Genomic DNA, 21,597 nt, shown 5'->3' with positions numbered 1-21,597 from the left:
CCACTCGAACGGTAACCCGACTTCCGCCTTTCCTGCCGCCCGGCCCGCTCCGTCCGCCGTGCGCGGGGCCGCTGCCTGCGGGTTTCGGCGGCGCTGTGGCGGCCCTGCGGGTGCCGGGTGCGAGGTGCGGGCGGTCCGGGCGTGTTCCGGGCACGCCCCGGGCCGCGGGTGCCCGCGAGGGGTTCGGACGCGGAGTCGGACGTGGGCTCGGACGCGTGCTCGACACGTACTCAGACGCGTGTGAGGCACCACACCCCGAGGACGAGGAAAACTACGCCGAACACAGTCGCGAGTACGGTCGAAGCGACGGGACTCACCCGGTACGCCACCGGCGCGCGATGCAGCACGCACGCCCCCGTCCACAGCAGCAGCGCGGCACCGAACAGTGCGAACGCCGTACCGGCGAAGATCGCAGGTCCGCTCTCCATACCCGTACGCCTCTCTGTCCCCCGGCGCGGACCGCGCCGTACGGCTTCGTGACGCGCCGTTCCGGGGAGGCTCGCACCACCGGGCGTCGACGACGCGAACCCCGGGTGAACAGCGGTACCGGCCGTGCTCACAGGACCGGGCCCGCTCACGGGACCGGCCCTGCTCACATGACGTCGAGGGTCGCCCGCCGCCGGCTTCCGCGTTCGAACACCGTCAGCAGCACGACGGCGAGCAGCGCGTGCCCGGCCCCCGTCCCGAGCTCGGCGGCGAGATCCCGGACGTCGAGCCCGGCGCCGGCGGACAACTCACGTGCCGCTTCGGTCGCGTGGGCCAGCGGCAGTACGGCGCCGACGGCGCGCATCCACTCCGGCAGACTCTCCCTCGGCACGTTCGCGCCGGTCAGCACCAGGAGCACCGAACTCGCCACGTTCGAGATCAGGAAGACATCCCCGAGGCGCAACCCCAGCGCCCCGAGCGCGAGGCCGAACGCGGAACACCCCGCCGCGGCGGCGAGCAGCACCGCCGCCAGCCCGGGAACAGCGCCAACCGGAATCCGCAGACCGAGCAGCAGGCATGCGGCGGAGAGCGTGAAGACGCTGGTGAAGAGGCCGTTCAGTACATACGGCAGTGCACGGCCGAACCAGAGCGGAGCCCGGTTCCGGCGAGGGCCGCGCAGGCCCCCTCGGGATCCATCAGGTACGGGCGGATGCCGGGGTGGTCCTCGAACCCCGCGTAGTGCTCGGCGACCTCGGCCCGTACGACGTCGGTCGGGGTGGCCCGGACCGTCTCCAGCTCCGCGTCGATGGACGTGGCCCCGACCGGCCGGGGCAGCAGGAAGTCCGGGAAGCTCAGGGGGCCGCCGGTCAGCAGTCGCAGCGCATGCGTCCGCTCGTCCTCCCTCAGCACCTCCCGGGCACGCACCACCCACTCCTGGTAAGGCAGGGAGGGGGCGCGGTGCGGCATCGCGAGATGCAGGCTACAGAAGGCGTCCCACAGCGGGCTGATCGCGATCCGCGTCGCACCGAGCGATGGCGCGTCCAGCTCGATCCGGATCATCCGGCCGTCCGCCCCGCCGGGGGCACCGGCTCCAGGAAGCCCTCCTCGACCAGCAGCCGGATGGCCTGCGGGGTGCGGTCGCGCAGCAGCACCGGGTCCTCGTTCATCAGCTGGGCGATGGCGTCGAGGATCCGGCCCGCGGGCAGCGATCCGTCGCACACGCCGGCGAATCCGGCACCCACCGCGTCGACCTTCGTCGCCCGCCGCATACCTCGGTTCTGACGGAGCACCACATGTTCGGGATCCTCGGCCCCCGGCAGCCCGACCTGCTCCTGTACGACCTCGGCGGCCAGGGTGAAGTGACCGGTCAGCAGCGCCGCGTCGTCCTGGTCCCGCAGATAGTCCTGGCGGGCGAAGTGCGTCTCGATGGCCGGTCCGAGCGGCTGCTCCACCGCATGCGGCCACTCCTCGATCACGATCGACGGGTCCCCGGCGGCCGCCGCGGCGGACTTCCGCAGCGTGATCCAGCCGAATCCGACGCCCTTGGTCCCCCTGGCCTCGAACTCGTCCAGCCAGGCGTCGTACCGAGCCGCGTACTCCGCGGGCTCCGTGCGGTGGTCGCCGCTGTCGCGCAGCCACAGCTCCGCGTACTGCGTGACGTCCTGGACCTCGCGCTGCACCACCCAGGCGTCACAGCCCTGCGGCACCCAGGAGCGCAGCCGGTCCTGCCACTCCTCGTCCTCGGTGTGCTGCCAGTTGGCCAGGAAGTGGGCGTAACCGCCCTCGTTCAGCCGCTCGCCGGTCTGCTGCACCAGGGTCCGGCACAGGTCGTCGCCCGCCATGCCGCCGTCGCGGTAGGTGAGCCGGGCGCCGGGCGAGATGACGAAGGGCGGGTTGGAGACGATCAGGTCGTACGTCTCTCCCGCGACCGGTTCGTAGAGGGAACCCTCGCGCAGATCGGCCGGGGCGGCGCCGGACAGGGCGAGGGTGAGCCGGGTGAAGCCGAGGGCACGCGGATTGAGGTCGGTGGCGGTGACCTGGGTGGCGTGCTGCGAGGCGTGCAGCGCCTGGATGCCGGAGCCCGTACCGATGTCGAGGGCGGCGGCGACGGGCCTGCGGACGGTGATCCCGGCGAGGGTGGTGGAGGCGCCGCCGATACCGAGGACGACGCCCTCCTCGTGCGAACCGATGCCGCCCGCGCCGCCGACGGCGCAGCCCAGGTCGGAGACGATGAACCAGTCCTGGCCGTCCGGTCCGCCGTAGGGCCGCACGTCGACGGACGCGCGCACCTCGCCGTCCGTCTCGGTCAGCCAGCCGTCCGCCACGCACTCCGGCAGCGGCAGCACGGCGGCCGCCCGCCCGGAGGGGACCGGGCGCTGGAGGAGGAAGAGCCGTACGAGCGTGTCGAGCGGCGCGTCGCCCCGGGTGGCGCGCAGCGCCGGGACGGTCTCGCTGCGGGCGAGCGCGGCGTAGGCGGGTGCGCCGAGCAGGTCGAGGAGCCCGTCGGCGGTGAAGGCGGCGGCGAGCAGGGCTTCGCGAAGCCGGGTCGCATGGTCGGGTGCGGGAAGGCTGGTCTTACTCACGTGACCCATTGTGACGGCTCCCACTGACAACGGCAGCGGCCCGCCGGTCTCCGGGGCCTGTCCGGCGGATCTTCGTGGGCCCGCGAAGATCCGCCGGACAGACCCCAGGGCCGCCGGGCCGCGTCCAGGAGCCGGCCGGTTACGACTTCTCGCCGGCCGAGGCGGAGGAAGACGCCTCCTTGGAGCCCTTCGCGTCCTTCGGGTCCTCGGAGTTCTTCGAGTCCTTCGAGGGAGACGCCGACTTGGAGGAGTCGGCGGACGGCGATGCGGGGGCCGTCGGCTTCTGGCAGCCCTTCTGCTTGGCCATGGCGTTGCCGACCTCGCCGGACTGGAGCTTCTTCAGCGCCTGGTCACCGTTGGTGCTGATCTTGTTCAGCTCGTCAGCGATGTCCTTGAGGCCGTCCGCGAACTTCGCCTGGTCCTTCGTGTCGAGATCATCGACCTTCTTCTGCAGGTTCGCGTAGGCCACGGAGGAGGCGTTGAGCTCCTTCACGGCCTCCTTCTGCGTGGTCTCGCCGTCGTCGACCGGCGGCGGGCCCGCCGAGTCGACGGCCGAGCCGAGCGCCTTGTACGCCTGCGAGATCTGCTTGAAGGCGGCCGAGTCGGTCTTCTGGACGTCGGCGGGCTTGCTGTTGTCCGCGGTCTGCTGCTGGATGGAGGCGTTGGCGTTCGCGATCTTCTGCAGCTGGGGCTGGACCTGGTCACAGACCTTCTTGGCCCAGTCGTTCACCTTGTTGTCGCTGTCGTCGCTGCAGCCCGACAGCGTAAGTACCAGTACCGCACCGCCGGACAGCGCGGCTGCAAGCTTCTTGTTCACCGGATTGGTCCCTTCCAAGGCTCTCGGCCCCGGAACTTACACGCCGAGCGCCCTTCGTCCGGGCGCCCGGCGTCCGATGGGTGAGCTTTTGCAGCCATTTGCACCAAGCGAAATGAGGGAGATACAACTCACCCACACGGCCCCCACACACGGGAACGTCCGTCCGAACAAGCACTCGTTCGGGTAGGTCATTCAGGTAAGCCCTTCGGGTGATTCACCCGGACAGGCAATGCGGATGAGCCAACGAGCGCCTGCGGCAGGCCCTCTGACGGCCGGACGACCCATCGGACGGGCGAGCGGAGTGGCCGGTGAAGAAGTGGAGGGGCGGACGTGGCATCGGAATGCCACGCCCGCCCGCTTGCCGGCCCCGCGGCGCCTAACGGCGCCGACCAGGAAGGCCGTTGACAGGGCCTTCCTCTGCCGCCGGACTCACTGGACGGTCGCCGGGTCGCTCGGCCGGGCCGAGCTGCCCCCGCCCTCGCCTCCGGAGTCCCCGTCGTCGCCGACGGCGATCCCGCGCCGCTTGGAGACGTAGACCGCACCGACGATGACCACGATGGCGAGCGCCGCCACCACCGCGCGCACCGCGGCGTTCGCGTCCTCGCCGTAGCTGAACTTCACCACCGCGGGCGCGATGAGCAGCGCCACCAGGTTCATCACCTTGAGCAAGGGGTTGATCGCCGGCCCGGCCGTGTCCTTGAAGGGGTCACCGACCGTGTCGCCGATGACGGTCGCGGCGTGGGCGTCGCTCCCCTTGCCGCCGTGGTGACCGTCCTCGACCAGCTTCTTGGCGTTGTCCCACGCACCACCGGAGTTGGCGAGGAAGACCGCCATCAGCGTGCCGGTGCCGATCGCACCGGCGAGATACGAGCCGAGCGCCCCCACCCCGAAGCTGAAACCGACCGCGATCGGCGCCAGCACCGCCAGCAGACCGGGCGTGGCCAGCTCGCGCAGCGCGTCCTTGGTGCAGATGTCGACGACGCGCCCGTACTCCGGCTTCTCCGTGTAGTCCATGATCCCGGGGTGATCGCGGAACTGCCTCCGCACCTCGTAGACCACGGCCCCGGCCGACCGGGACACCGCGTTGATGGCCAGGCCGGAGAAGAGGAACACGACCGCGGCGCCGAGGATCAGACCCACCAGGTTGTTGGGCTGCGAGATGTCCAGGCTCAGCCCCATCTCCCCGGCCGAGGCGCCCACGTCATCGACGGCGGTGGCGATCGCGTCGCGGTAGGAACCGAAGAGCGCCGCCGCCGCCAGAACGGCGGTCGCGATGGCGATGCCCTTGGTGATGGCCTTGGTGGTGTTGCCGACGGCGTCCAGGTCGGTGAGGACCTGCGCACCGGCGCCGCTGACATCGCCGGACATCTCGGCGATGCCCTGCGCGTTGTCGGATACCGGGCCGAAGGTGTCCATGGCGACGATGACCCCGACGGTGGTGAGCAGACCGGTACCGGCCAGCGCCACCGCGAAGAGGGCCAGCATGATCGACGTGCCGCCGAGCAGGAACGCCCCGTAGACACCGAGCCCGATCAGCAGCGCGGTGTAGACGGCGGACTCCAGACCGATGGAGATACCCGCGAGTACGACGGTGGCCGGTCCGGTCAGCGAGGACTTGCCGATGTCCCGGACCGGACGGCGGTTGGTCTCGGTGAAATAGCCCGTCAGCTGCTGGATCAGGGCCGCCAGCACGATGCCGATGGCAACGGCGACCAGCGCGAACACCCGCGGATCCCCACCGTGCGAGGTGATGGACTCATCGGTGACCCCGTCCAGGTCCGCGTACGTGGACGGCAGGTAGACGAAGACCGCCACGGCCACCAGAACGAGCGAGATGACCGCCGAGATGAAGAAACCGCGGTTGATGGCGGTCATCCCGCTGCGGTCACTGCGCCGCGGCGCGACCGCGAAGACGCCGATCATCGCGGTGATCACGCCGATCGCCGGAACGATCAGCGGAAAGGCGAGTCCCGCGTCGCCGAAGGCGGCCTTGCCGAGGATGAGCGCGGCGACCAGCGTCACTGCGTACGACTCGAAGAGGTCGGCCGCCATACCCGCGCAGTCCCCGACGTTGTCGCCCACGTTGTCGGCGATGGTGGCGGCATTGCGCGGATCGTCTTCCGGAATTCCCTGTTCCACCTTGCCGACCAGGTCCGCACCGACGTCGGCGGCCTTGGTGAAGATGCCGCCGCCGACCCTCATGAACATCGCGATCAGCGCCGCTCCGAGCCCGAAGCCCTCCAGCACCTTGGGCGCGTCCGCGGCATAGCCGAGCACCACGCAGGAGGCACCCAGGAGCCCGAGGCCCACGGTGATCATGCCGACCACACCCCCGGTACGGAATGCGATCTTCGTCGCTTTGTGCGAGACGGCGGTGAGATCCTTTTCCGGTTCGCCTTCTGCGGGAGTCGCCTCACGTGCGGCGGCGGCCACCCGCACATTGCTCCGTACAGCGAGCCGCATCCCGATGTATCCGGTGGCCGCCGAGAAAAGCGCACCCACCAGGAAGAACACCGAACGGCCTGCGCGCTGGGACCAGTTGTCGGCCGGAAGCAGGAGAAGAAGGAAGAAGACGACGACGGCGAAGATTCCTACCGTGCGCAGCTGCCGGGCCAGATAGGCATTCGCCCCTTCCTGGACGGCGGCCGCGATCTCCTTCATGCGTTCGGTGCCCTCACCGGCCGCCAGCACCTGACGTGCCAGCAGCTGGGCGACCAGCAGGGCCGCGACGGCGACGACCGCGACGACGATCACGATGACACGGTTGTCATCGGTGAGCACCGCTGCCGCGAGAGTGGTGGGTGGGTCGGAAAGTGCGGAATAGTGCGTCAGTTCTGCCAGTGGTGTGGTGCCGAACCCCGCCATACGTCCTCCTTGACGCTCAGCGCTCAAGACGTGGACGGATTGTAGGTAGCGGAACACGATCAAAACAGTGCGCGGTAAATGTAATTGACCTTCATCCACCGAACGGAAATTGATCACCTTCGCGGACTGGACCGAATGCAGTAATGGGGCAGACGCATTGCGGGAGACCATTGATCAAGCCAGAAATGAAAAAGGCCCTGCTCAGCAGGGCCTCGAAAAACTGATCAGGGGCGACCGTCCGCGCCACCGGGCCGGCCGAACCGCCCCGGGACGCGCCGCGCTCAGCGCAGTACGGTCGCCGGCGTCTTCGGCCAGCTCATCCGGATGACTCCGCCGTCCGCGCCGGATCTGACTTCCACGTCGTCGACCAGGCCGCTGATGACCGCGAGGCCCATCTCGTCCTCGCCGTCGCCGTCCGGATCGGGTTCCGGCTCGTCCGGCCCCACGGCGGGCGTGTCGCCCGCGCGTCCGGACATGCCGGTGACGGACCCGTCGCCGCGCGGGCCCGGAACCTCGTCGCCGACCTCGATGGAGAAGGACTTCTCCTCCTCGATCAGGACGACCGTGACCGGGGCGGTGATGCCATGGCTGCGATGCAGCCCGACAGCGCGGCTGCAGGCCTCTCCCACGGCGAGCCTGACCTCGTCGAGCACTGCCTCGTCGACCCCGGCCCGGCGCGCCACGGCAGCCGCCACGAGGCGGGCCGTCCTGACGTGTTCGGGCTGGGCGCTGAAGCGGAGTTCAACGGTGGCCATGCGATCCCCCTCGAACGTACGTGTGTGCACCCAGGAACCGGACGGATGGCCCGGCTCTCCTGGCTCTTCATACTCCGGTCACCGCCGACCGACCGGAAACCGCCGGCCGACGCATCTGCCCGGCATCCACCGGACAGCCGCCCGACGGATGTTGTACGGCCGAAGTTCAACCGCCGACCCGACCTCCGCCGGCCGATCCTGACGGCTGACGGCTGACGGCTGACGGCTGACGGCTGACAGCTGACAGCTGACGGCTGATCCGACGCCCAAAGGCCGCTCCGACATCTGCCGACCGACGGCTGACGACTGACAGCTGACAGCTGACGGCTTGCAGCTGATCCGGGCCGATGGCTGATCCGGCAGCCGATGGCTCCGACAACCGTCGGCTGACCCGATCGCGTGAGCGACCGGCCAGCAACCGGGCCGACGATAAGACCGGCAAAATAGATCAGCCGGCGACCACCGAACGGGTGACGGGCCGACGTCAGGATTGACGTCGTACCGATGTCGGACAGCCGAATCATCGGCTGTCCGACAGGCCTCCGTCACAACCTCGGCAGTCTTCCTCCGAAGCTGTCGACGGCACCCGCCGGTCCGGCTGCACCGCTACCGCCGGACCGGCCCTTGAGCCGGTCCGACCGCGAGCCGACCGTCAGTCGGTTGCCGCGACGGCCTCATCGACCGTGGTGTGAATCGGGAACACCTTGGTGAGACCGGTGATCCTGAAAATCTTGAGAATGCGCTCCTGGTTGCAGACCAGGCGCAACGAGCCCTCATGGGCCCGCACACGCTTCAAGCCGCCCACGAGCACGCCGAGGCCGGTGGAGTCGAGAAAGTCGACGCCTTCCATGTCGACAACCAAGTGGTAGCTGCCGTCATTCACCAACTCGACCAACTGCTCGCGCAGCTTGGGCGCGGTATACACATCAATCTCGCCACCGACCTCGACGACCGTACGGTCGCCACCAGGGCCGGACACATTGCGAGTCGACAAGGACAGGTCCACGGATCCTCCAGCACCTTGCTATCGAGCGGTCGCCCCTCGGTCTCCCCGGCGGAGCCAGGGGACGGATCGCCAGCCGCGATGGCATTCAATCACTTACCAGCTGCCATGCACGACGCCTTGGGACCATTGTCCGCCTCGCCAGTGACACACTCGGTGCCGATGGCCAAGAATCACCGCCCCAGTCGACCGCCCGAGAGCGGGGGTTCCCGCCCCTCTCCGGACGTGGTCCTCGACCGGCTCGCCGCAAGGGCGGACCGGGCTGCGCGCATCACTCATACGGAGCACCTGCCCCCGCGTACGGGAACTCATGCGGTCTGGCCCGATCGCATCCGCCCAGAAGTGATCGCGGCCATCCAGCGCGCCGGAATCGATCACCCCTGGGCCCATCAGGCGGCAGCTGCGGAGCACGCGCTGGACGGCGAGTCGGTCGTCATCGCCACCGGCACCGCCTCCGGCAAGTCGCTGGCCTACCTCGCCCCGGTCCTCAGCGCCCTCCTGGACGGCTCCGAGGCACCTAACGGCCGTGGCACGACCGCCCTCTACCTCGCGCCCACCAAGGCCCTGGCCGCCGACCAGAGGCGCTCGGTGAAGGAACTCGCGACCCCGCTGGGCAACGCGATCCGTCCTGCGGTCTACGACGGCGACACCCCCGTAGAGGAACGCGAGTGGGTACGCCAGTACGCCAACTACGTCCTCACCAACCCGGACATGCTGCACCGCGGGATACTCCCGTCCCATCCCCGCTGGTCCTCCTTCCTGCGCGCCCTGCGCTACGTCGTCATCGATGAGTGCCACACCTACCGGGGTGTCTTCGGCTCCCACGTCGCCCAGGTGGTGCGCCGGCTCCGCCGCCTGTGCGCCCGTTACGGCGCCGATCCCGTGTTCCTCCTGGCCTCCGCCACCGCGGCCGAGCCCTCGGCCGCGGCGGGCCGCCTCACCGGCCTCCCGGTCGTCGAGGTCGCCGATGACGCCTCCCCGCGCGGCGAACTGGTCTTCGCCCTGTGGGAGCCGCCCCTGACCGAGCTGCACGGCGAGAAGGGTGCTCCCGTGCGCCGCACCGCCACGGCGGAGACCGCGGACCTGCTCACCGACCTCACCGTGCAGGGTGTGCGCTCGGTCGCCTTCGTACGCTCCCGGCGGGGCGCCGAGCTCATCTCCGTCATCGCCAAGGAACGCCTCGCCGAGATCGACCGCTCCCTGCCCGCCCGCGTGGCCGCCTACCGCGGGGGCTATCTCCCCGAGGAGCGCCGAGCCCTGGAACGCGCCCTGCACTCCGGTCAGCTGCTCGGCCTGGCCGCCACGACCGCCCTCGAGCTCGGCATCGACGTCTCCGGCCTGGACGCCGTCGTCATAGCGGGCTACCCCGGCACGAGGGCTTCGCTTTGGCAGCAGGCCGGCCGTGCGGGACGCGCGGGACAGGGCGCCCTCGCCATCCTGGTGGCCCGCGACGACCCGCTGGACACCTTCCTCGTCCACCACCCCGAGGCGCTGTTCCAGCAGCCCGTGGAGTCGACCGTCCTCGATCCTGACAACCCGTACGTCCTGGCCCCCCATCTGTGTGCCGCCGCGGCGGAGCTGCCGCTCACCGAACCCGACCTGGCCCTCTTCGGCCCCGCCGCCACCGGCCTGCTGCCGCAGCTGGAATCCGCGAAGCTGCTCCGCAGACGGGCGTCGGGCTGGCACTGGACCCGGCGCGAACGGGCCGCCGACCTTACCGACATCCGGGGCGAGGGCGGCCGCCCCGTCCAGATCGTCGAGGAGGGCACCGGGCGGCTGCTTGGCACCGTCGACGAGTCCGCCGCCCACACCGCCGTCCACGAGGGCGCCGTCCACCTCCATCAGGGCCGCACGTATCTGGTCCGCAAGCTGGACCTCGACGACTCGGCGGCACTGGTCGAGGAGGCGAGTCCGCCGTACTCCACGACGGCACGCGACACGACCGCCATCGCCGTCCTGGAGACCGACACCGAGGTCCCGTGGGGCGACGGGCGGCTCTGCTACGGCTCCGTGGAGGTCACCAACCAGGTCGTCTCCTTCCTGCGTCGCAAGCTGATCAGCGGTGAGGTGCTGGGCGAGACCAAACTGGACCTTCCGCCCCGCACCCTGCGCACCCGCGCCGTGTGGTGGACGGTCACCCAGGACCAGCTCGACTCCGCCCGGATCAACCCGGAGATCCTGGGCGGCGCGCTGCACGCCGCCGAGCACGCGTCGATCGGGATGCTGCCGCTCTTCGCCACCTGCGACCGCTGGGACATCGGCGGCGTGTCCGTACCGCTGCATCCGGACACCCTGCTGCCGACGGTCTTCGTGTACGACGGCCACCCCGGCGGTGCCGGGTTCTCCGAACGCGCCTTCCACACCGCGCGCGGCTGGCTGACCGCCACGCGTCAGGCCATCGCCTCCTGCGAGTGCGATGCGGGGTGCCCGTCCTGCATCCAGTCCCCGAAGTGCGGCAACGGCAACGAACCGCTGCACAAACGCGGCGCGGTGCGCCTGCTCACCGAGCTCCTCCGATCGGCACCTCCCGAGCAATCCGAGCACCCCGAACCGCACGCCCCTCCGGGCTCCCCGGACTCGCCGAGCGCTCCGGGCCCCCCGACGGCCCCGTAGCCACAGGAACCGCAGTCGCCGGCCCTGCCCGGGACCTGACCTTCGGGGCGTAGGGACCCACACGCACCCGGGCCACCACATCGGCGATCTCCCCCTGCACGGCGCACCGCACCACTTGCGCCCCCTGCGCCCCGGCAACCTGCTGGGCCGCCCGGCAGGCCGCCGTTGCTCCGTCCAAGGCCCGGTCAGCCGCCGCCAGGGCCGCCAGGTCGGCCGCGCCTCCGGCCCGGTGCCGGGCCACCACCACCTGCCCGAGCGCCAGCACCACGGCAAACACCGTGCACAGCGTCACCGTGGCCACCGCAGCCCAGACAGTGGCCAGCCCCCGGTCCCGCCTCTCGCGGCCCCTGTAGCGCGCGCAGAGGCCCTGCAGCCACACGTCCGGCACCCGCCGCCCCGCCCGCATCACGGCGCCGCCCCCACCGTGTCCTCGGCAGACGCCACGGCCTCCGCTCTCAGCGTGACGCCCAGGCCCCCGGGGCCCGGGGTCGGCGCGGTCACCCGGACCCGCCACAGCGCCCCGTCACGTCGCACGTCGACCCCCGCACGGTCCGGCGCCGCCGAAAGGGCGGCCTCCCGCACCTGGGCCTCCGGCTCGGAGCGGGCCGCCGCTCGCGCACCGGCCCTGGCCGCGTCCACGCACCGGATCTGGGCCGACGAGGCCATCAGGGCCCACACCAGGGCGAGGGTGAACACCACCAGCACCGGAATCACCATGGCGGCCTCCGCCGTCACCGCTCCACTGTCGCCCCCCGGCCCCACCCGCCCCGATCGTTCCCCGGGATCCGACGCCACTGCTGCGCCGCTGTCAGAACTTCGCATCGAGAGCGTCCTTCAGCAGTGATTGCAACTGCGCCATGACCGGTGCACTGGTGACCACCTTGTAGAGCACCGCAGCGAACGCACAGGCGGCGATCGTCCCCACCGCGTATTCGGACGTCGTCATTCCGCTGTCCGCCCGAGCCGCGCGTACCAGACTCCGCACCCAAACCGTTACTTTGCGTTTCATTTCAAACCCCCATGAGACAGTTTTCTGCTGAAATCGAGCTACTAATTGAGGCACTCATCGCATTTGGGCTCTTTTGGTGCGTCAGTGGTTCAGCAGCCCCGTCGCCAGACCGATCACCACGGGCGCCACCCCCACCGTGAGAAAAGCGGGAAGGAAGCAGAGCCCGACGGGCGCGGTGATCAGGACGCCGGCTCTCTGCGCACGCGCCACCGCCGCGCTGGACCGCTCGGCCCGCATCGCTTCGGCCAGCCGGGAAACCGGCTCCGCCGCCGGAGCGCCGGTCGCGGCGGCCCGATCCAGGCAACGGGCCAGCTCGGCAGCGCCCGGTATCTCCCCGAACCTCCCCCAGGCGACGGCGGGGTCCCCGCCGAGCCGGATCTCCGCCGCCGTCCGGGCCAGTTGCTCACCGACCGGCCCGCCCAGCGACTCACCCACCGCCTCCGCCGCCTCTCGCGGACCGGCCCCGACGAAGATGCAGGCTGCCAACAGGTCAGCGGCCAGCGGAAGCCGGCGTACGGCCTCCGCGGCATTCACCGCCTCCCGAGCCGCTGCGCGCGGCGCCTTTCCCGGCCGAGCCCGCTGCCACCGCCAGGCGCCGTACCCCGCCACCAGGCCAACCGCCCAGCCCAAGAGGCCGCCCAGCAGAACCCAGCCCGCCGACACGGCACCCAGCGCCGCCGCCCACTGTCCCGCCGGAACACCTGCCACCAGCCGCCCGATCCGTCGCGGGACCCGGCCGACAGCCCTGACCCCGCCGCGAGGACCCACCGCTGCCCGCTCGTCCACCGCCAGAAACACCGCTCCCCTGCGCCGCACCCGCCGCCCCGTCCGTCGACGGCTCAGGGCGAGCACCAACTGGGTGCACACCCAAGCCGCCAACGCGACAGCCCCCACCCGGTGGGCGACGTCACCGACCCCCGCGCTCACAGGGCTTCTCCCGCCCGGACGATCCGACCGGCCCAGAGCAGACCCGCCGCCTCCAGCGCTCCACCCGTCACCAGGCAGACCAACCCGGCCGTACTGTGCAGCAGCACCCTCAACGGCTCTGCGCCGAGCGCGGCACCAAGCCCCATGCCCAGCACCGGCAACAGAGCCAGCACCGCGACCGTCGCCCACGCCCCGGCCAGTTGCGCCCGCAGGTCCTCCCTACGCCGGCGCTCGGCCCGCAACGCGCTCTCCAGCCGGTCCAGACCGGCCGCGAGTCCGGCCCCGCCGTCCACCGCCACCCGCCAGCAGGCGGCCATTCCCGCGAGCCCGTCCAGGCCCGGTTCGCCCGCCGCCTGCCTCAGTGCTCCCGGGACATCGCCCCCGAACTGCGCCGCCGCCGAAACCCCCGCCTCGGCCACTCCCAGCACCCCCGTCCCCCGAACAGCGACGAGCAGCGCCTGCCCCGGTTCACGGCCGGCCCTCAACTCACCCACCACCGCACCGCACAGAGACACCACCCCGTCGACCCGCCGCTCCCGGCCCTTGCGTAACTCCCTTCTCCGCAGCCATCGCCGCACCAGTGGCACCGCTGCCGCCCCCGCAGCCAGCGGCAGCCACGACTCACCGAGGACCCCCAGAACCAGAGCCACCGGCAGGCACAGCAACTCGCGGCGCCCCATCAGCCACACCTTGAGCCGCCTCCGGCCGCAGTCCCAGCGCTCCCCCAGGGGTGATTCCGCAGCCTCCACGGCCAGCAACACCTTTGCTCTCCGCCTCCCTTGATCCCGACCGGCCACCACCAGCCATGCCGCCGCCCCCGCGCACAGCGCCGCCGCGCGCACTGCCTCCGGCATCCCCACCTCCGCGCCGCCGGTCACAGCTCACCCCCGATCAGTGACCGCAGCCGCTCCCAGCCCCGCTCCCGCTCGAATCCGTCCGCACTCCACCGCAGTGCCGGCACGGTCACCACGAGCCCCGCCGCATCCCGTTCCAGCACCTGGATCTCGGCGATCCGGCGCCGCCCGGCCCGGTCCCGTGCGAGATGAACCACGACGGACAGCGCCGCGGCCAACTGGCTGTGAAGTGCCGTCCGGTCCAGCCCCGCCGCTGTCCCCAACGCCTCCAGCCGGGCCGGGACATGCTCGGCCGCGTTCGCGTGAACCGTTCCTGAGCCGCCCTCATGGCCGGTATTCAGAGCAGCCAGCAACTCCGTTACTTCCGCCCCTCGCACCTCCCCGACCACCAGCCGGTCGGGCCTCATGCGCAGGGCCTGTCGCACCAGGTCCCGGAGCGTCACCCGCCCGGCGCCCTCCTGGTTGGCGGGACGCGATTCCAGCCGTACGACGTGCGGATGGTCCGGATGCAACTCGGCGGAGTCCTCGGCGAGCACGATCCGCTCCCGCTCCCCCACCAAGCCCAGCAGACTCGCGAGGAGCGTCGTCTTCCCCGCGCCCGTCCCCCCGCTGATGAGGTAGGAGACCCGGGCCTCCACCAGCGCACGCAACACCCGGTCGCCACCCGGTGGAACCGTCCCTGCCGCGACCAGTTCGCCCAGTGAGAAGGCCTTGGGCCGGACCACCCGCAACGACAGACAGGTCGATCCGACCGACACAGGCGGCAGCACCGCGTGCATGCGTGTCCCGTCCGGAAGCCGCGCGTCCACCCAGGGCCTGGCGTCGTCCAGTCGCCGCCCCGCCACGGCGGCGAGCCGCTGTGCGAGCCTGCGCACCGCCGCCGTGTCGGCGAAGGTCACCCCGGTGAGTTCGAGGCCGCGGCCCCGATCCACCCAGACCCGGTCGGGCGCGGACACGAGCACATCGGTGACCGCCGGATCCGCGAGCAGGGGCTCCAGCACCCCGGCCCCGATCAGTTCTCCGCGCAACTCATCGGCCGCACGCAGGACTTCGGCGTCCCCGAGCAGTCGGCCCTGTGCCCGCAGCGCGGCCGCGACCCCGGCCGGGGTCGGCGCCGCTCCACTCTGCGCCAGCCGCTGCCTAACGGCGTCGAGCAGCGCCTCTGTCATGAGGCACCTCCGGCAGCGGGACCTGCGACGCCTTCACCTGCGAACACCCGGTCCCAGAAGGCCGAACAGAACCTGGCAAGCGGCCCGCGGGCGCTCCCGCCGGGCGGTTCCCCCGCGTCCTGTTCAGCCAGCAAACCGTGCTCCAAAGGGAGTTCGCCGGCCAGTGGCAGCCCCATGGCGTGCGCCACCCACTGTTCGTCGAGGCCTGACGCGTACGGCCCGCGCGCCACCACCCGGATGTCGTCGAGCACCATCCCCGCCATCGACGCCACGCGTTTCGCTGCCGCGACGGCCCGCAGCTCCCCGGGCACCACCACAAGCCCGAGATCCAGTTGGGCAAGAGCCTCGGCCACCGCCTCGTCGACACGACGCGGCAGATCGACGACCACCACCCCACCGAGCCTCCGCGCCGCAGCCAGGACCGCCTGCATCGCCTGCGGCGGGATGACCACCCAGTCGTCGCGGCCCCAGCTGAGCACCCGCAGCCCGTGCAGCGCGGGCAGCGACTCCTCCAGGGCGCCGCCGCCGACTCGCCCCTTGGAATGGGCGAAATCAGGCCACCTCATACCCTCCGCACGTTCACCTCCGAGCAGCACATCGATGCCGCCGCCCAGTGGGTCACCGTCGATCAGCATGGTCCGCCGACCGCTCCTCGCCGCGGTCACCGCGAGCGCGCAGGCAAGCGTGGACGCACCGGCGCCACCCCGGCCGCCGATCACCCCGACGGTGAGTGCCGGCCTGCCGACACCTTCCGTGGCATTGGCGATCTGATCGACCAGCCAGTTCTCCGAATCGGGCAGCCGCAGCACGTATTCGGCCCCGATCTCCACGGCTCGGCGCCAGACGTCGGGTGCGTCCTGGTCCCGCCCGACGAGCATCACACCTCGCCGGCGGACCGCCCCACGGCAGCGTTGCGCCGCGTCGTCCCCGACGAGAACCATGGGAGCCCGCTCCCAGCTGCCCCGCCGGTCCGGCAGCGTGTGATGGACCTCGGGCTCCGCACCGGCGGCCGCACACAGCCTCAGCAGGTCGTCGAGCAGATCCACATCCTCGGTCACGATCAGCGGTCCGCCCCGCTTGGGCCCGACGGCCTGCAAACGATCCCGTGCGCTGGATTCAGCCACGATCTCAGCCCCCTTCTTCACTCACCTTCACCGCGGTTCGCGGCGATCTCGGAGCGTGCCGAGAACGGTGATTCCGGAACCCGTGGACTTCACGGGTGGAATCACGGTGCAGCGCTTCAGGAAATCGTGTGGATCTTGCTCAAAAACTGTGGACAACTCTGCCCTTGTGAATATCTCCGTCCCTCGAACCGGCGACTTCCGAGAGCGGCCCTTCCCTCACACACTGTGACGGTGCATGCTGATGGAAGTCATCGAGAGGTCGGCCGCAACGGCCGAGAAAGGGGAGAAATGCTCGATTCCGAGCGACAGAAACGCGTCCGGACATGCGACGACCCCCGCCGGGGGGGAGAGCGGGGGTCGTCCCCACGGCCGACTCGGGGGGGGGAGGAGCCGGACCGGGTTAGCACGGTCGCGAACGATCCGTGACTTCCATGGTGTACCCGAGCACCTTCTCAGGCAAACCCACGCGCCGGAGTTTACGCCGAATGGTGGGCCCCTATGCTCTGCCTTGTGGAAAACTGCTTCTTGCCGCGCACAGCAGCCTTCTTTGACCTGGACAAGACGGTCATTGCGAAGTCTTCGACACTGACCTTCAGCAAGTCCTTCTACCAAGGCGGGCTGATCAACCGCCGCGCCGTACTGCGCACTGCGTACGCACAGTTCGTGTTCCTTGCCGGGGGCGCAGATCATGACCAGATGGAGCGGATGCGCGAGTATCTATCGGCGCTCTGCAAAGGCTGGAACGTCCAGCAGGTGAAGGAAATTGTTGCCGAGACCCTGCACGATCTGATCGACCCGATCATCTACGACGAAGCGGCGACGCTCATCGAGGAACATCACACCGCGGGACGCGATGTGGTCATCGTCTCGACCTCCGGCGCCGAAGTCGTCGAACCGATCGGTGAACTGCTCGGGGCCGACCGCGTCGTCGCCACGCGCATGGTCGTCGGTGACGACGGCTGCTTCACCGGCGAGGTGGAGTACTACGCGTACGGGCCGACCAAGGCGGAGGCCGTGAAGGCCCTCGCCGTGTCCGAGGGATACGACCTCGCTCGCTGCTACGCCTACAGCGACTCCGCGACCGATGTGCCGATGCTGGAGTCCGTCGGCCATCCGCACGCGGTGAATCCTGACCGCGCTCTACGCCGCGAGGCGACTCTCCGGGAGTGGCCGATTCTCGTCTTCGACCGCCCGGTCCGGCTCAAGCAGCGACTTCCCACCTTCTCGCTGCCGCCGCGCCCCGCACTCTTGGCTGCCGCAGCAGTCGGCGCGGCCGCAGTCACCGCCGGCCTCGTCTGGTACGCCGCACGCCGACGTACCGCTGCGGCCTCGGCATGACCGAGCCCGCTCCCGACTCCGCCGTCGGCGGCCCGGATGCCGGACACCCCGCCCCGGCAAACCGGGCAGCCGATCACCTCGTACGCATCGGACGCCCCGGACGCCCGGGGAGTCGGCCGCGCACCGCCATCGCCGCTACACGAATTGCCTGCATAACCGATTGAACCGACTCGTCCGTAATTGAACCCAAAAGTAAAGAAGTGTCGCCACCACTACCGCTCATCCGGCCCCTGGAGTACAAAGGACTCAACGGCCCGCGAGACCAAGGACATCCGTGAGGATGACCTGTTAACGCAGACAAGGCCCCACGGACCGCGCATGAAAACCGGGCACCCACGCGACGTCGACCCGTCGATTACGGGCCAGCCGCACCAGGAACGGGCAAAGTACCCGACCTGATGGGCATATATCGAGGACGCTTGGTAACTGGGTGGACATGCCAGCGGCGGTACCGAGGACGGTACCGCCGCAACCCATTTCACGAAGTGCTGCCGGGCAGCGAACCCATCCAGGCCTTCTGGACCGCCTGGTCCGTGGCCGCAAAGTCACGCCCCTGCACCCCACCGCTCCGACAGCCGGCCACGCGGTTTCTTACGCGGCGCCACGCTGGAGCGCTTCGCAGACCGCCGTCGACTCCCGGACGCCGAGCTCCGCCGCCCGCCCGCAGTGCGCGATCCAGGCCGCCATGCCGTCCGGTGTTCCCGACAGATAACCCTCGAAGGCCGCTACGTACGCCGCCCGCCCCTGCTCGGCATGGCCAACCTCTGCCGGGCAGATCGACTTGGGGTCGAGCCCGCTCCCGATCAGCACGATCCGCTCGGCGGTCCGCGCGACCAGACCGTTGTACGAACCGAAGGGACGCAGCGCCAGCAGCTCGCCGTGCACGACCGCGGCCGTCACCAGAGCCGGCGCCTCACTCCCCGAAAGAATGAGCCCGCTGAGCCCTTCCAGCCGACCCGCCACCTCATCGGCATCGGGCAAGGACGCTTCGATCAGCGGCTCGTGCACCGGCTCACCCGCCAGCCGGGGCCGCCCGACGGCGTCCTCCGGCGCCGCACCCCCTGCCGCGACCAGATGCAGCCTCGCCAACACCCGCAACGGCGACTGCCGCCAGATGGAGAGCAGCTGGCCCGCCTCGGCGGTCAACCGCAGAGCGGCTCCGACCACACGCGCCTCGCTGTCTCCGGTGAAGTCGGTACGCCGGCGCACCTCTTCCAGGTTCCAGTCGGCGCCGGAGAGCGCGGCCGACCCGCGGGCGCCCCGCAGGGCCGCCTCCGAGGTGACCTCATTGCTGCGGCGGCGCATGACGCGGTGACCGTAAACGCGGTCGACAGCCTTGCGTACGGAGTCCACCGCGTCCGTCACGCCCGGCAGCGTGCCCAGGGTGGCGAGCGGGTCCGAGGAAGTCGTACTCATAAGTAGCGAGGCTACGCGCCCCCTGCGCGCCTACCTCTACGGAGTGGCCTTCTTCACGAAGTTAGACAACGGATAGCGATCGACCTACTACGCTAGGTGAACATGAAGATCGCTTTCGTAGGGAAGGGCGGCAGCGGCAAGACCACGTTGTCCTCGCTCTTCATCCGCCACCTTGCCGCCAATGAGGCCCACGTCGTCGCGGTGGACGCCGACATCAACCAGCATCTCGGGGCCGCGCTCGGCCTCGACGAGGACGAGGCCGCCGCGCTGCCCGCCATGGGAGCGCAGCTGCCTCTGATCAAGGAGTATCTGCGCGGTAGCAACCCTCGCATCGCCTCCGTCGAGACGATGATCAAGACCACGCCGCCCGGCGAGGGCTCACGGCTGCTCCGCGTGAACGAGGACAACCCGATCTACGACGCGTGCGCCCGCACGGTCGGGCTCGACGACGGGGACATCCGGCTGATGGCCACCGGCCCGTTCACCGAGTCGGATCTTGGGGTGGCCTGTTACCACTCCAAGGTCGGCGCGGTCGAGCTCTGCCTCAACCATCTCGTCGACGGCCCGGAGGAGTATGTCGTTGTCGACATGACCGCCGGCTCGGACTCCTTTGCCTCGGGAATGTTCACCCGCTTCGACATGACGTTCCTGGTCGCGGAGCCGACCCGCAAGGGAGTCTCGGTCTACCGGCAGTACAAGGAGTACGCGCGTGACTTCGGAGTCGCGCTGAAGGTCGTCGGAAACAAGGTGCAGGGCGAGGACGACCTGGAGTTCCTGCGGGCCGAAGTGGGCGACGACCTGCTGGTCACGGTCGGCCACTCCGACTGGGTGCGGTCCATGGAGAAGGGTCGGCCAGCCCGCTTCGAGCTGCTGGAGGCCGACAACCGGATGGCGCTGCAAGCCCTGCAGAACGCTGCCGAGGATTCATACGAACAGCGCGACTGGGAGCGCTACACACGGCAGATGGTGCATTTCCATCTGAAGAACGCGGAGAGCTGGGGCAACGAGAAGACGGGGGCCGACCTGGCCGCCCAGGTGGACCCCGCATTCGTGCTCGACGAGCACTGCGCCCGGACCGGGGCGGCCCAGCCGGTCTGACCGGACGACGCCCCGGCCGATGCCGGTACGGGCGCTCCGCACATGGCCTGCCGGTGCCGGACGGAGCGGCTCCGGTCCGTCCGGCACCGGCAGGCCTCCGTCGTCAGTGCCCGGCGGGCGCCTTCTCGGCGGCCTTGTCCTGCTCCTGTGCCTTGCTCTGGACCTGATCCTTGCCCTTGTCCTTGCCCTTGTCCTTGTCCTTGTCCTTGCCCTTGTCCTTGACGGGGTTCGCGGCCTCACCGAGGAAGGCTGTCCAGCTCTTCGTGGGCTCCTGTCCGACCTTCAGTGTGCTGAGCTTCGCGAGGGTCGCTGGATCCTGTGCGTCCAGCCAGTCAGCCAACTGCTTGAAGGACACACAACGCACGCCCTCCTTGGTGCAGACTGTCTTGATCGTCTCCTCGATGGCGCGCATGTACGTGCCGCCGTTCCAGGATTCGAAGTGGTTGCCGATGATCAGCGGGGCGCGGTTTCCGTCGTACGAGCGGTCGAAGGCCTGGAGCAGGCCGTCCCGCATCTGGTTGCCCCAGTACTCGTGCTGGTCCGGGTCGCCCTGCGTCGTGCCGGACTGGTTGAACATGAAGTTGTAGTCCATGGAAAGGGTCTCGAACTCGCGCCCCGGCACCGGGACGAGCTGCATCGAGAGGTCCCAGATGCCGCTCTTCTTCTTCGGCCAGACCTGATCGTTGACGCCGCTGGAGTCGTAGCGGAAGCCCATCGAGCGGGCGGCCGTCACCATGTTCTTCTGCCCCTCCAGGCAGGGAGTGCGACCGCCGATGAGTTCCTTGTCGTAGTCGAAGGGCAGGGGCTTCATGCTCTTGAGCTCGGGATCGTTCGACTTCCAGCCCTTCACGAAGGACTTCGCCTGGTTGATCTCGCTCTTCCACTCGGCGACGGACCAGGTCCCCACTCCGCCGTCCTTGCCGCAGAAGTGGCCGTTGAAGTGGGTGCCGATCTCGTTGCCGTCGAGCCAGGCGCCGCGGACCTGGGTGAGGGTGTCCCGGATTCCCTTGGTGTCGTTGAAGCCGATGTCGGAACTGCCGGCGTTGTGCTTGGGCGGGTCGTAGAGCTCCCGCTTGGCCTCCGGCAGCAGATACACGCCGCTCAGGAAGTACGACATGGTCGCGTCGTACTTCTTGCCCACCTCACGGAAGTGCGAGAAGAGCTGCTGGCTGTCCTCCCCCGCGCCGTCCCACGAGAACACCACGAACTGCGGGGGCTTCTGCCCCGGGGCCAGGCGTTGCACAGCGGGCTGCTTCGGCTGGGCGCCGGTGAAGGCCGTGGAACCGTCACCGATGAGCCGGAACGCACTCTTGGGGGCCGCACCGGCGGCCTTCTTCTCGGTCCCGGCCGCGCCCTTCTCGGCTCCGCCGGCCGCACCGTTCGCTGCAACAGGCCCGGATGTGCCCGAACCGTGGGTCGATCCGGAGCAGCCGGCCACTCCCGCGACCAGCGCGACGGCCATCACGCCCACGGCGATCCTCTTCGTGGCGGCCAACATCCGCCCACCCTCTTCCTTCTCTTCCTTGCAGGTCTGATTGCGCTGACGTGCCGACACGGCGCGGTCAAAGTCGCACGCACAGCACACAAATTCGGGCGACAGG

The 21,597-nt window shown here is 70.1% G+C and carries 20 protein-coding genes; 3 read left to right on the top strand and 17 right to left on the bottom strand.

Annotation, left to right across the window (positions count from 1 at the left end; all coding sequences use genetic code 11):
- Nucleotides 1-230 precede the first annotated feature (230 nt).
- From EDD93_RS12345 to EDD93_RS12310, 8 genes are all read right to left on the bottom strand, one after another.
- Nucleotides 231-428 (bottom strand): hypothetical protein, encoded by a 198-nt coding sequence (locus EDD93_RS12345; RefSeq protein WP_123525199.1) that lies wholly within the window; start codon nt 426-428, stop codon nt 231-233.
- Nucleotides 429-592: 164 nt separating this feature from the next.
- Nucleotides 593-1,045 carry an ABC transporter permease gene (locus EDD93_RS12340; RefSeq protein ID WP_260255916.1) on the bottom strand — a complete coding sequence of 151 codons (453 nt, stop codon included), beginning with the start codon at nt 1,043-1,045 and terminating at the stop codon, nt 593-595.
- Nucleotides 1,042-1,485 carry a hypothetical protein gene (locus EDD93_RS12335; protein WP_260255955.1) on the bottom strand — a complete coding sequence of 148 codons (444 nt, stop codon included), beginning with the start codon at nt 1,483-1,485 and terminating at the stop codon, nt 1,042-1,044. The genes EDD93_RS12340 and EDD93_RS12335 overlap by 4 nt, the downstream gene beginning before the upstream one ends.
- Nucleotides 1,482-3,017, bottom strand: coding sequence for a methyltransferase (locus EDD93_RS12330; RefSeq protein WP_123525198.1), 1,536 nt, complete (start codon nt 3,015-3,017; stop codon nt 1,482-1,484). The genes EDD93_RS12335 and EDD93_RS12330 overlap by 4 nt, the downstream gene beginning before the upstream one ends.
- Before the next feature lie 130 nt (nt 3,018-3,147).
- Nucleotides 3,148-3,825: a small secreted protein gene (locus EDD93_RS12325; protein WP_123525197.1), complete on the bottom strand. Its 678-nt coding sequence runs from the start codon at nt 3,823-3,825 to the stop codon at nt 3,148-3,150.
- A gap of 429 nt (nt 3,826-4,254) precedes the next feature.
- On the bottom strand, nt 4,255-6,690 hold the full coding sequence (locus tag EDD93_RS12320; protein WP_123525196.1) for a sodium-translocating pyrophosphatase: 2,436 nt from the start codon (nt 6,688-6,690) through the stop codon (nt 4,255-4,257).
- 281 nt (nt 6,691-6,971) lie between these two features.
- A complete protein-coding gene (locus EDD93_RS12315; RefSeq protein WP_123525195.1) occupies nt 6,972-7,445 on the bottom strand; it encodes an ATP-binding protein in 474 nt (157 codons plus the stop codon).
- 652 nt (nt 7,446-8,097) lie between these two features.
- Entirely contained in the window at nt 8,098-8,451 is a 354-nt protein-coding gene (locus EDD93_RS12310; RefSeq protein ID WP_003967428.1) for an STAS domain-containing protein, read from the bottom strand.
- A 78-nt stretch (nt 8,452-8,529) separates the two neighbouring features.
- Between EDD93_RS12310 and EDD93_RS12305 the strand changes: the two genes are divergently transcribed.
- Entirely contained in the window at nt 8,530-11,061 is a 2,532-nt protein-coding gene (locus EDD93_RS12305) for a DEAD/DEAH box helicase (protein ID WP_260255701.1), read from the top strand.
- Here the strand turns inward: EDD93_RS12305 and EDD93_RS12300 are convergent.
- The 7 genes from EDD93_RS12300 to ssd form a co-directional block, all read right to left on the bottom strand.
- A complete protein-coding gene (locus tag EDD93_RS12300; protein WP_123525193.1) occupies nt 10,949-11,467 on the bottom strand; it encodes an Rv3654c family TadE-like protein in 519 nt (172 codons plus the stop codon). The genes EDD93_RS12305 and EDD93_RS12300 overlap by 113 nt on opposite strands.
- The gene (locus EDD93_RS12295) at nt 11,467-11,796 is read right to left on the bottom strand and encodes a TadE family type IV pilus minor pilin (RefSeq protein WP_123527719.1); all 330 of its coding nucleotides are present in this window, start codon (nt 11,794-11,796) and stop codon (nt 11,467-11,469) included. The genes EDD93_RS12300 and EDD93_RS12295 overlap by 1 nt, the downstream gene beginning before the upstream one ends.
- A gap of 73 nt (nt 11,797-11,869) precedes the next feature.
- Nucleotides 11,870-12,070, bottom strand: coding sequence for a DUF4244 domain-containing protein (locus EDD93_RS12290; RefSeq protein WP_123525192.1), 201 nt, complete (start codon nt 12,068-12,070; stop codon nt 11,870-11,872).
- 81 nt (nt 12,071-12,151) lie between these two features.
- On the bottom strand, nt 12,152-12,997 hold the full coding sequence (locus EDD93_RS12285) for a type II secretion system F family protein (protein WP_398903437.1): 846 nt from the start codon (nt 12,995-12,997) through the stop codon (nt 12,152-12,154).
- Nucleotides 12,994-13,851: a type II secretion system F family protein gene (locus EDD93_RS12280; RefSeq protein ID WP_123527718.1), complete on the bottom strand. Its 858-nt coding sequence runs from the start codon at nt 13,849-13,851 to the stop codon at nt 12,994-12,996. The genes EDD93_RS12285 and EDD93_RS12280 overlap by 4 nt, the downstream gene beginning before the upstream one ends.
- Nucleotides 13,852-13,871: 20 nt before the next feature.
- Nucleotides 13,872-15,020 (bottom strand): TadA family conjugal transfer-associated ATPase, encoded by a 1,149-nt coding sequence (locus tag EDD93_RS12275; RefSeq protein ID WP_123525191.1) that lies wholly within the window; start codon nt 15,018-15,020, stop codon nt 13,872-13,874.
- Nucleotides 15,017-16,078, bottom strand: a complete 1,062-nt coding sequence (gene ssd / locus EDD93_RS12270) for a septum site-determining protein Ssd (protein WP_260255912.1) — start codon at nt 16,076-16,078, stop codon at nt 15,017-15,019. The genes EDD93_RS12275 and ssd overlap by 4 nt, the downstream gene beginning before the upstream one ends.
- Nucleotides 16,079-16,642: 564 nt before the next feature.
- On the opposite strand from ssd, the gene EDD93_RS12265 reads away from it, so the two are divergent.
- Nucleotides 16,643-17,482 carry an HAD family phosphatase gene (locus EDD93_RS12265; RefSeq protein ID WP_123525189.1) on the top strand — a complete coding sequence of 280 codons (840 nt, stop codon included), beginning with the start codon at nt 16,643-16,645 and terminating at the stop codon, nt 17,480-17,482.
- Between the two features lie 591 nt (nt 17,483-18,073).
- Here the strand turns inward: EDD93_RS12265 and EDD93_RS12260 are convergent.
- Nucleotides 18,074-18,898 carry an oxidoreductase gene (locus tag EDD93_RS12260; protein ID WP_123525188.1) on the bottom strand — a complete coding sequence of 275 codons (825 nt, stop codon included), beginning with the start codon at nt 18,896-18,898 and terminating at the stop codon, nt 18,074-18,076.
- A 102-nt stretch (nt 18,899-19,000) separates the two neighbouring features.
- Between EDD93_RS12260 and EDD93_RS12255 the strand changes: the two genes are divergently transcribed.
- Nucleotides 19,001-19,996: an ATP-binding protein gene (locus tag EDD93_RS12255; protein ID WP_123525187.1), complete on the top strand. Its 996-nt coding sequence runs from the start codon at nt 19,001-19,003 to the stop codon at nt 19,994-19,996.
- 103 nt (nt 19,997-20,099) lie between these two features.
- Here EDD93_RS12255 and EDD93_RS12250 read toward each other — a convergent pair whose 3' ends face one another.
- Complete coding sequence (locus tag EDD93_RS12250; protein ID WP_185092289.1) at nt 20,100-21,494, bottom strand: hypothetical protein; 1,395 nt, start codon at nt 21,492-21,494, stop codon at nt 20,100-20,102.
- Between the last annotated feature and the right edge of the window lie 103 nt (nt 21,495-21,597).

The sequence above is a fragment of the Streptomyces sp. 840.1 genome (assembly GCF_003751445.1).
Classification (GTDB): Bacteria; Actinomycetota; Actinomycetes; order Streptomycetales; family Streptomycetaceae; genus Streptomyces.
This window is presented reverse-complemented; position numbering and strand designations above follow the sequence as displayed.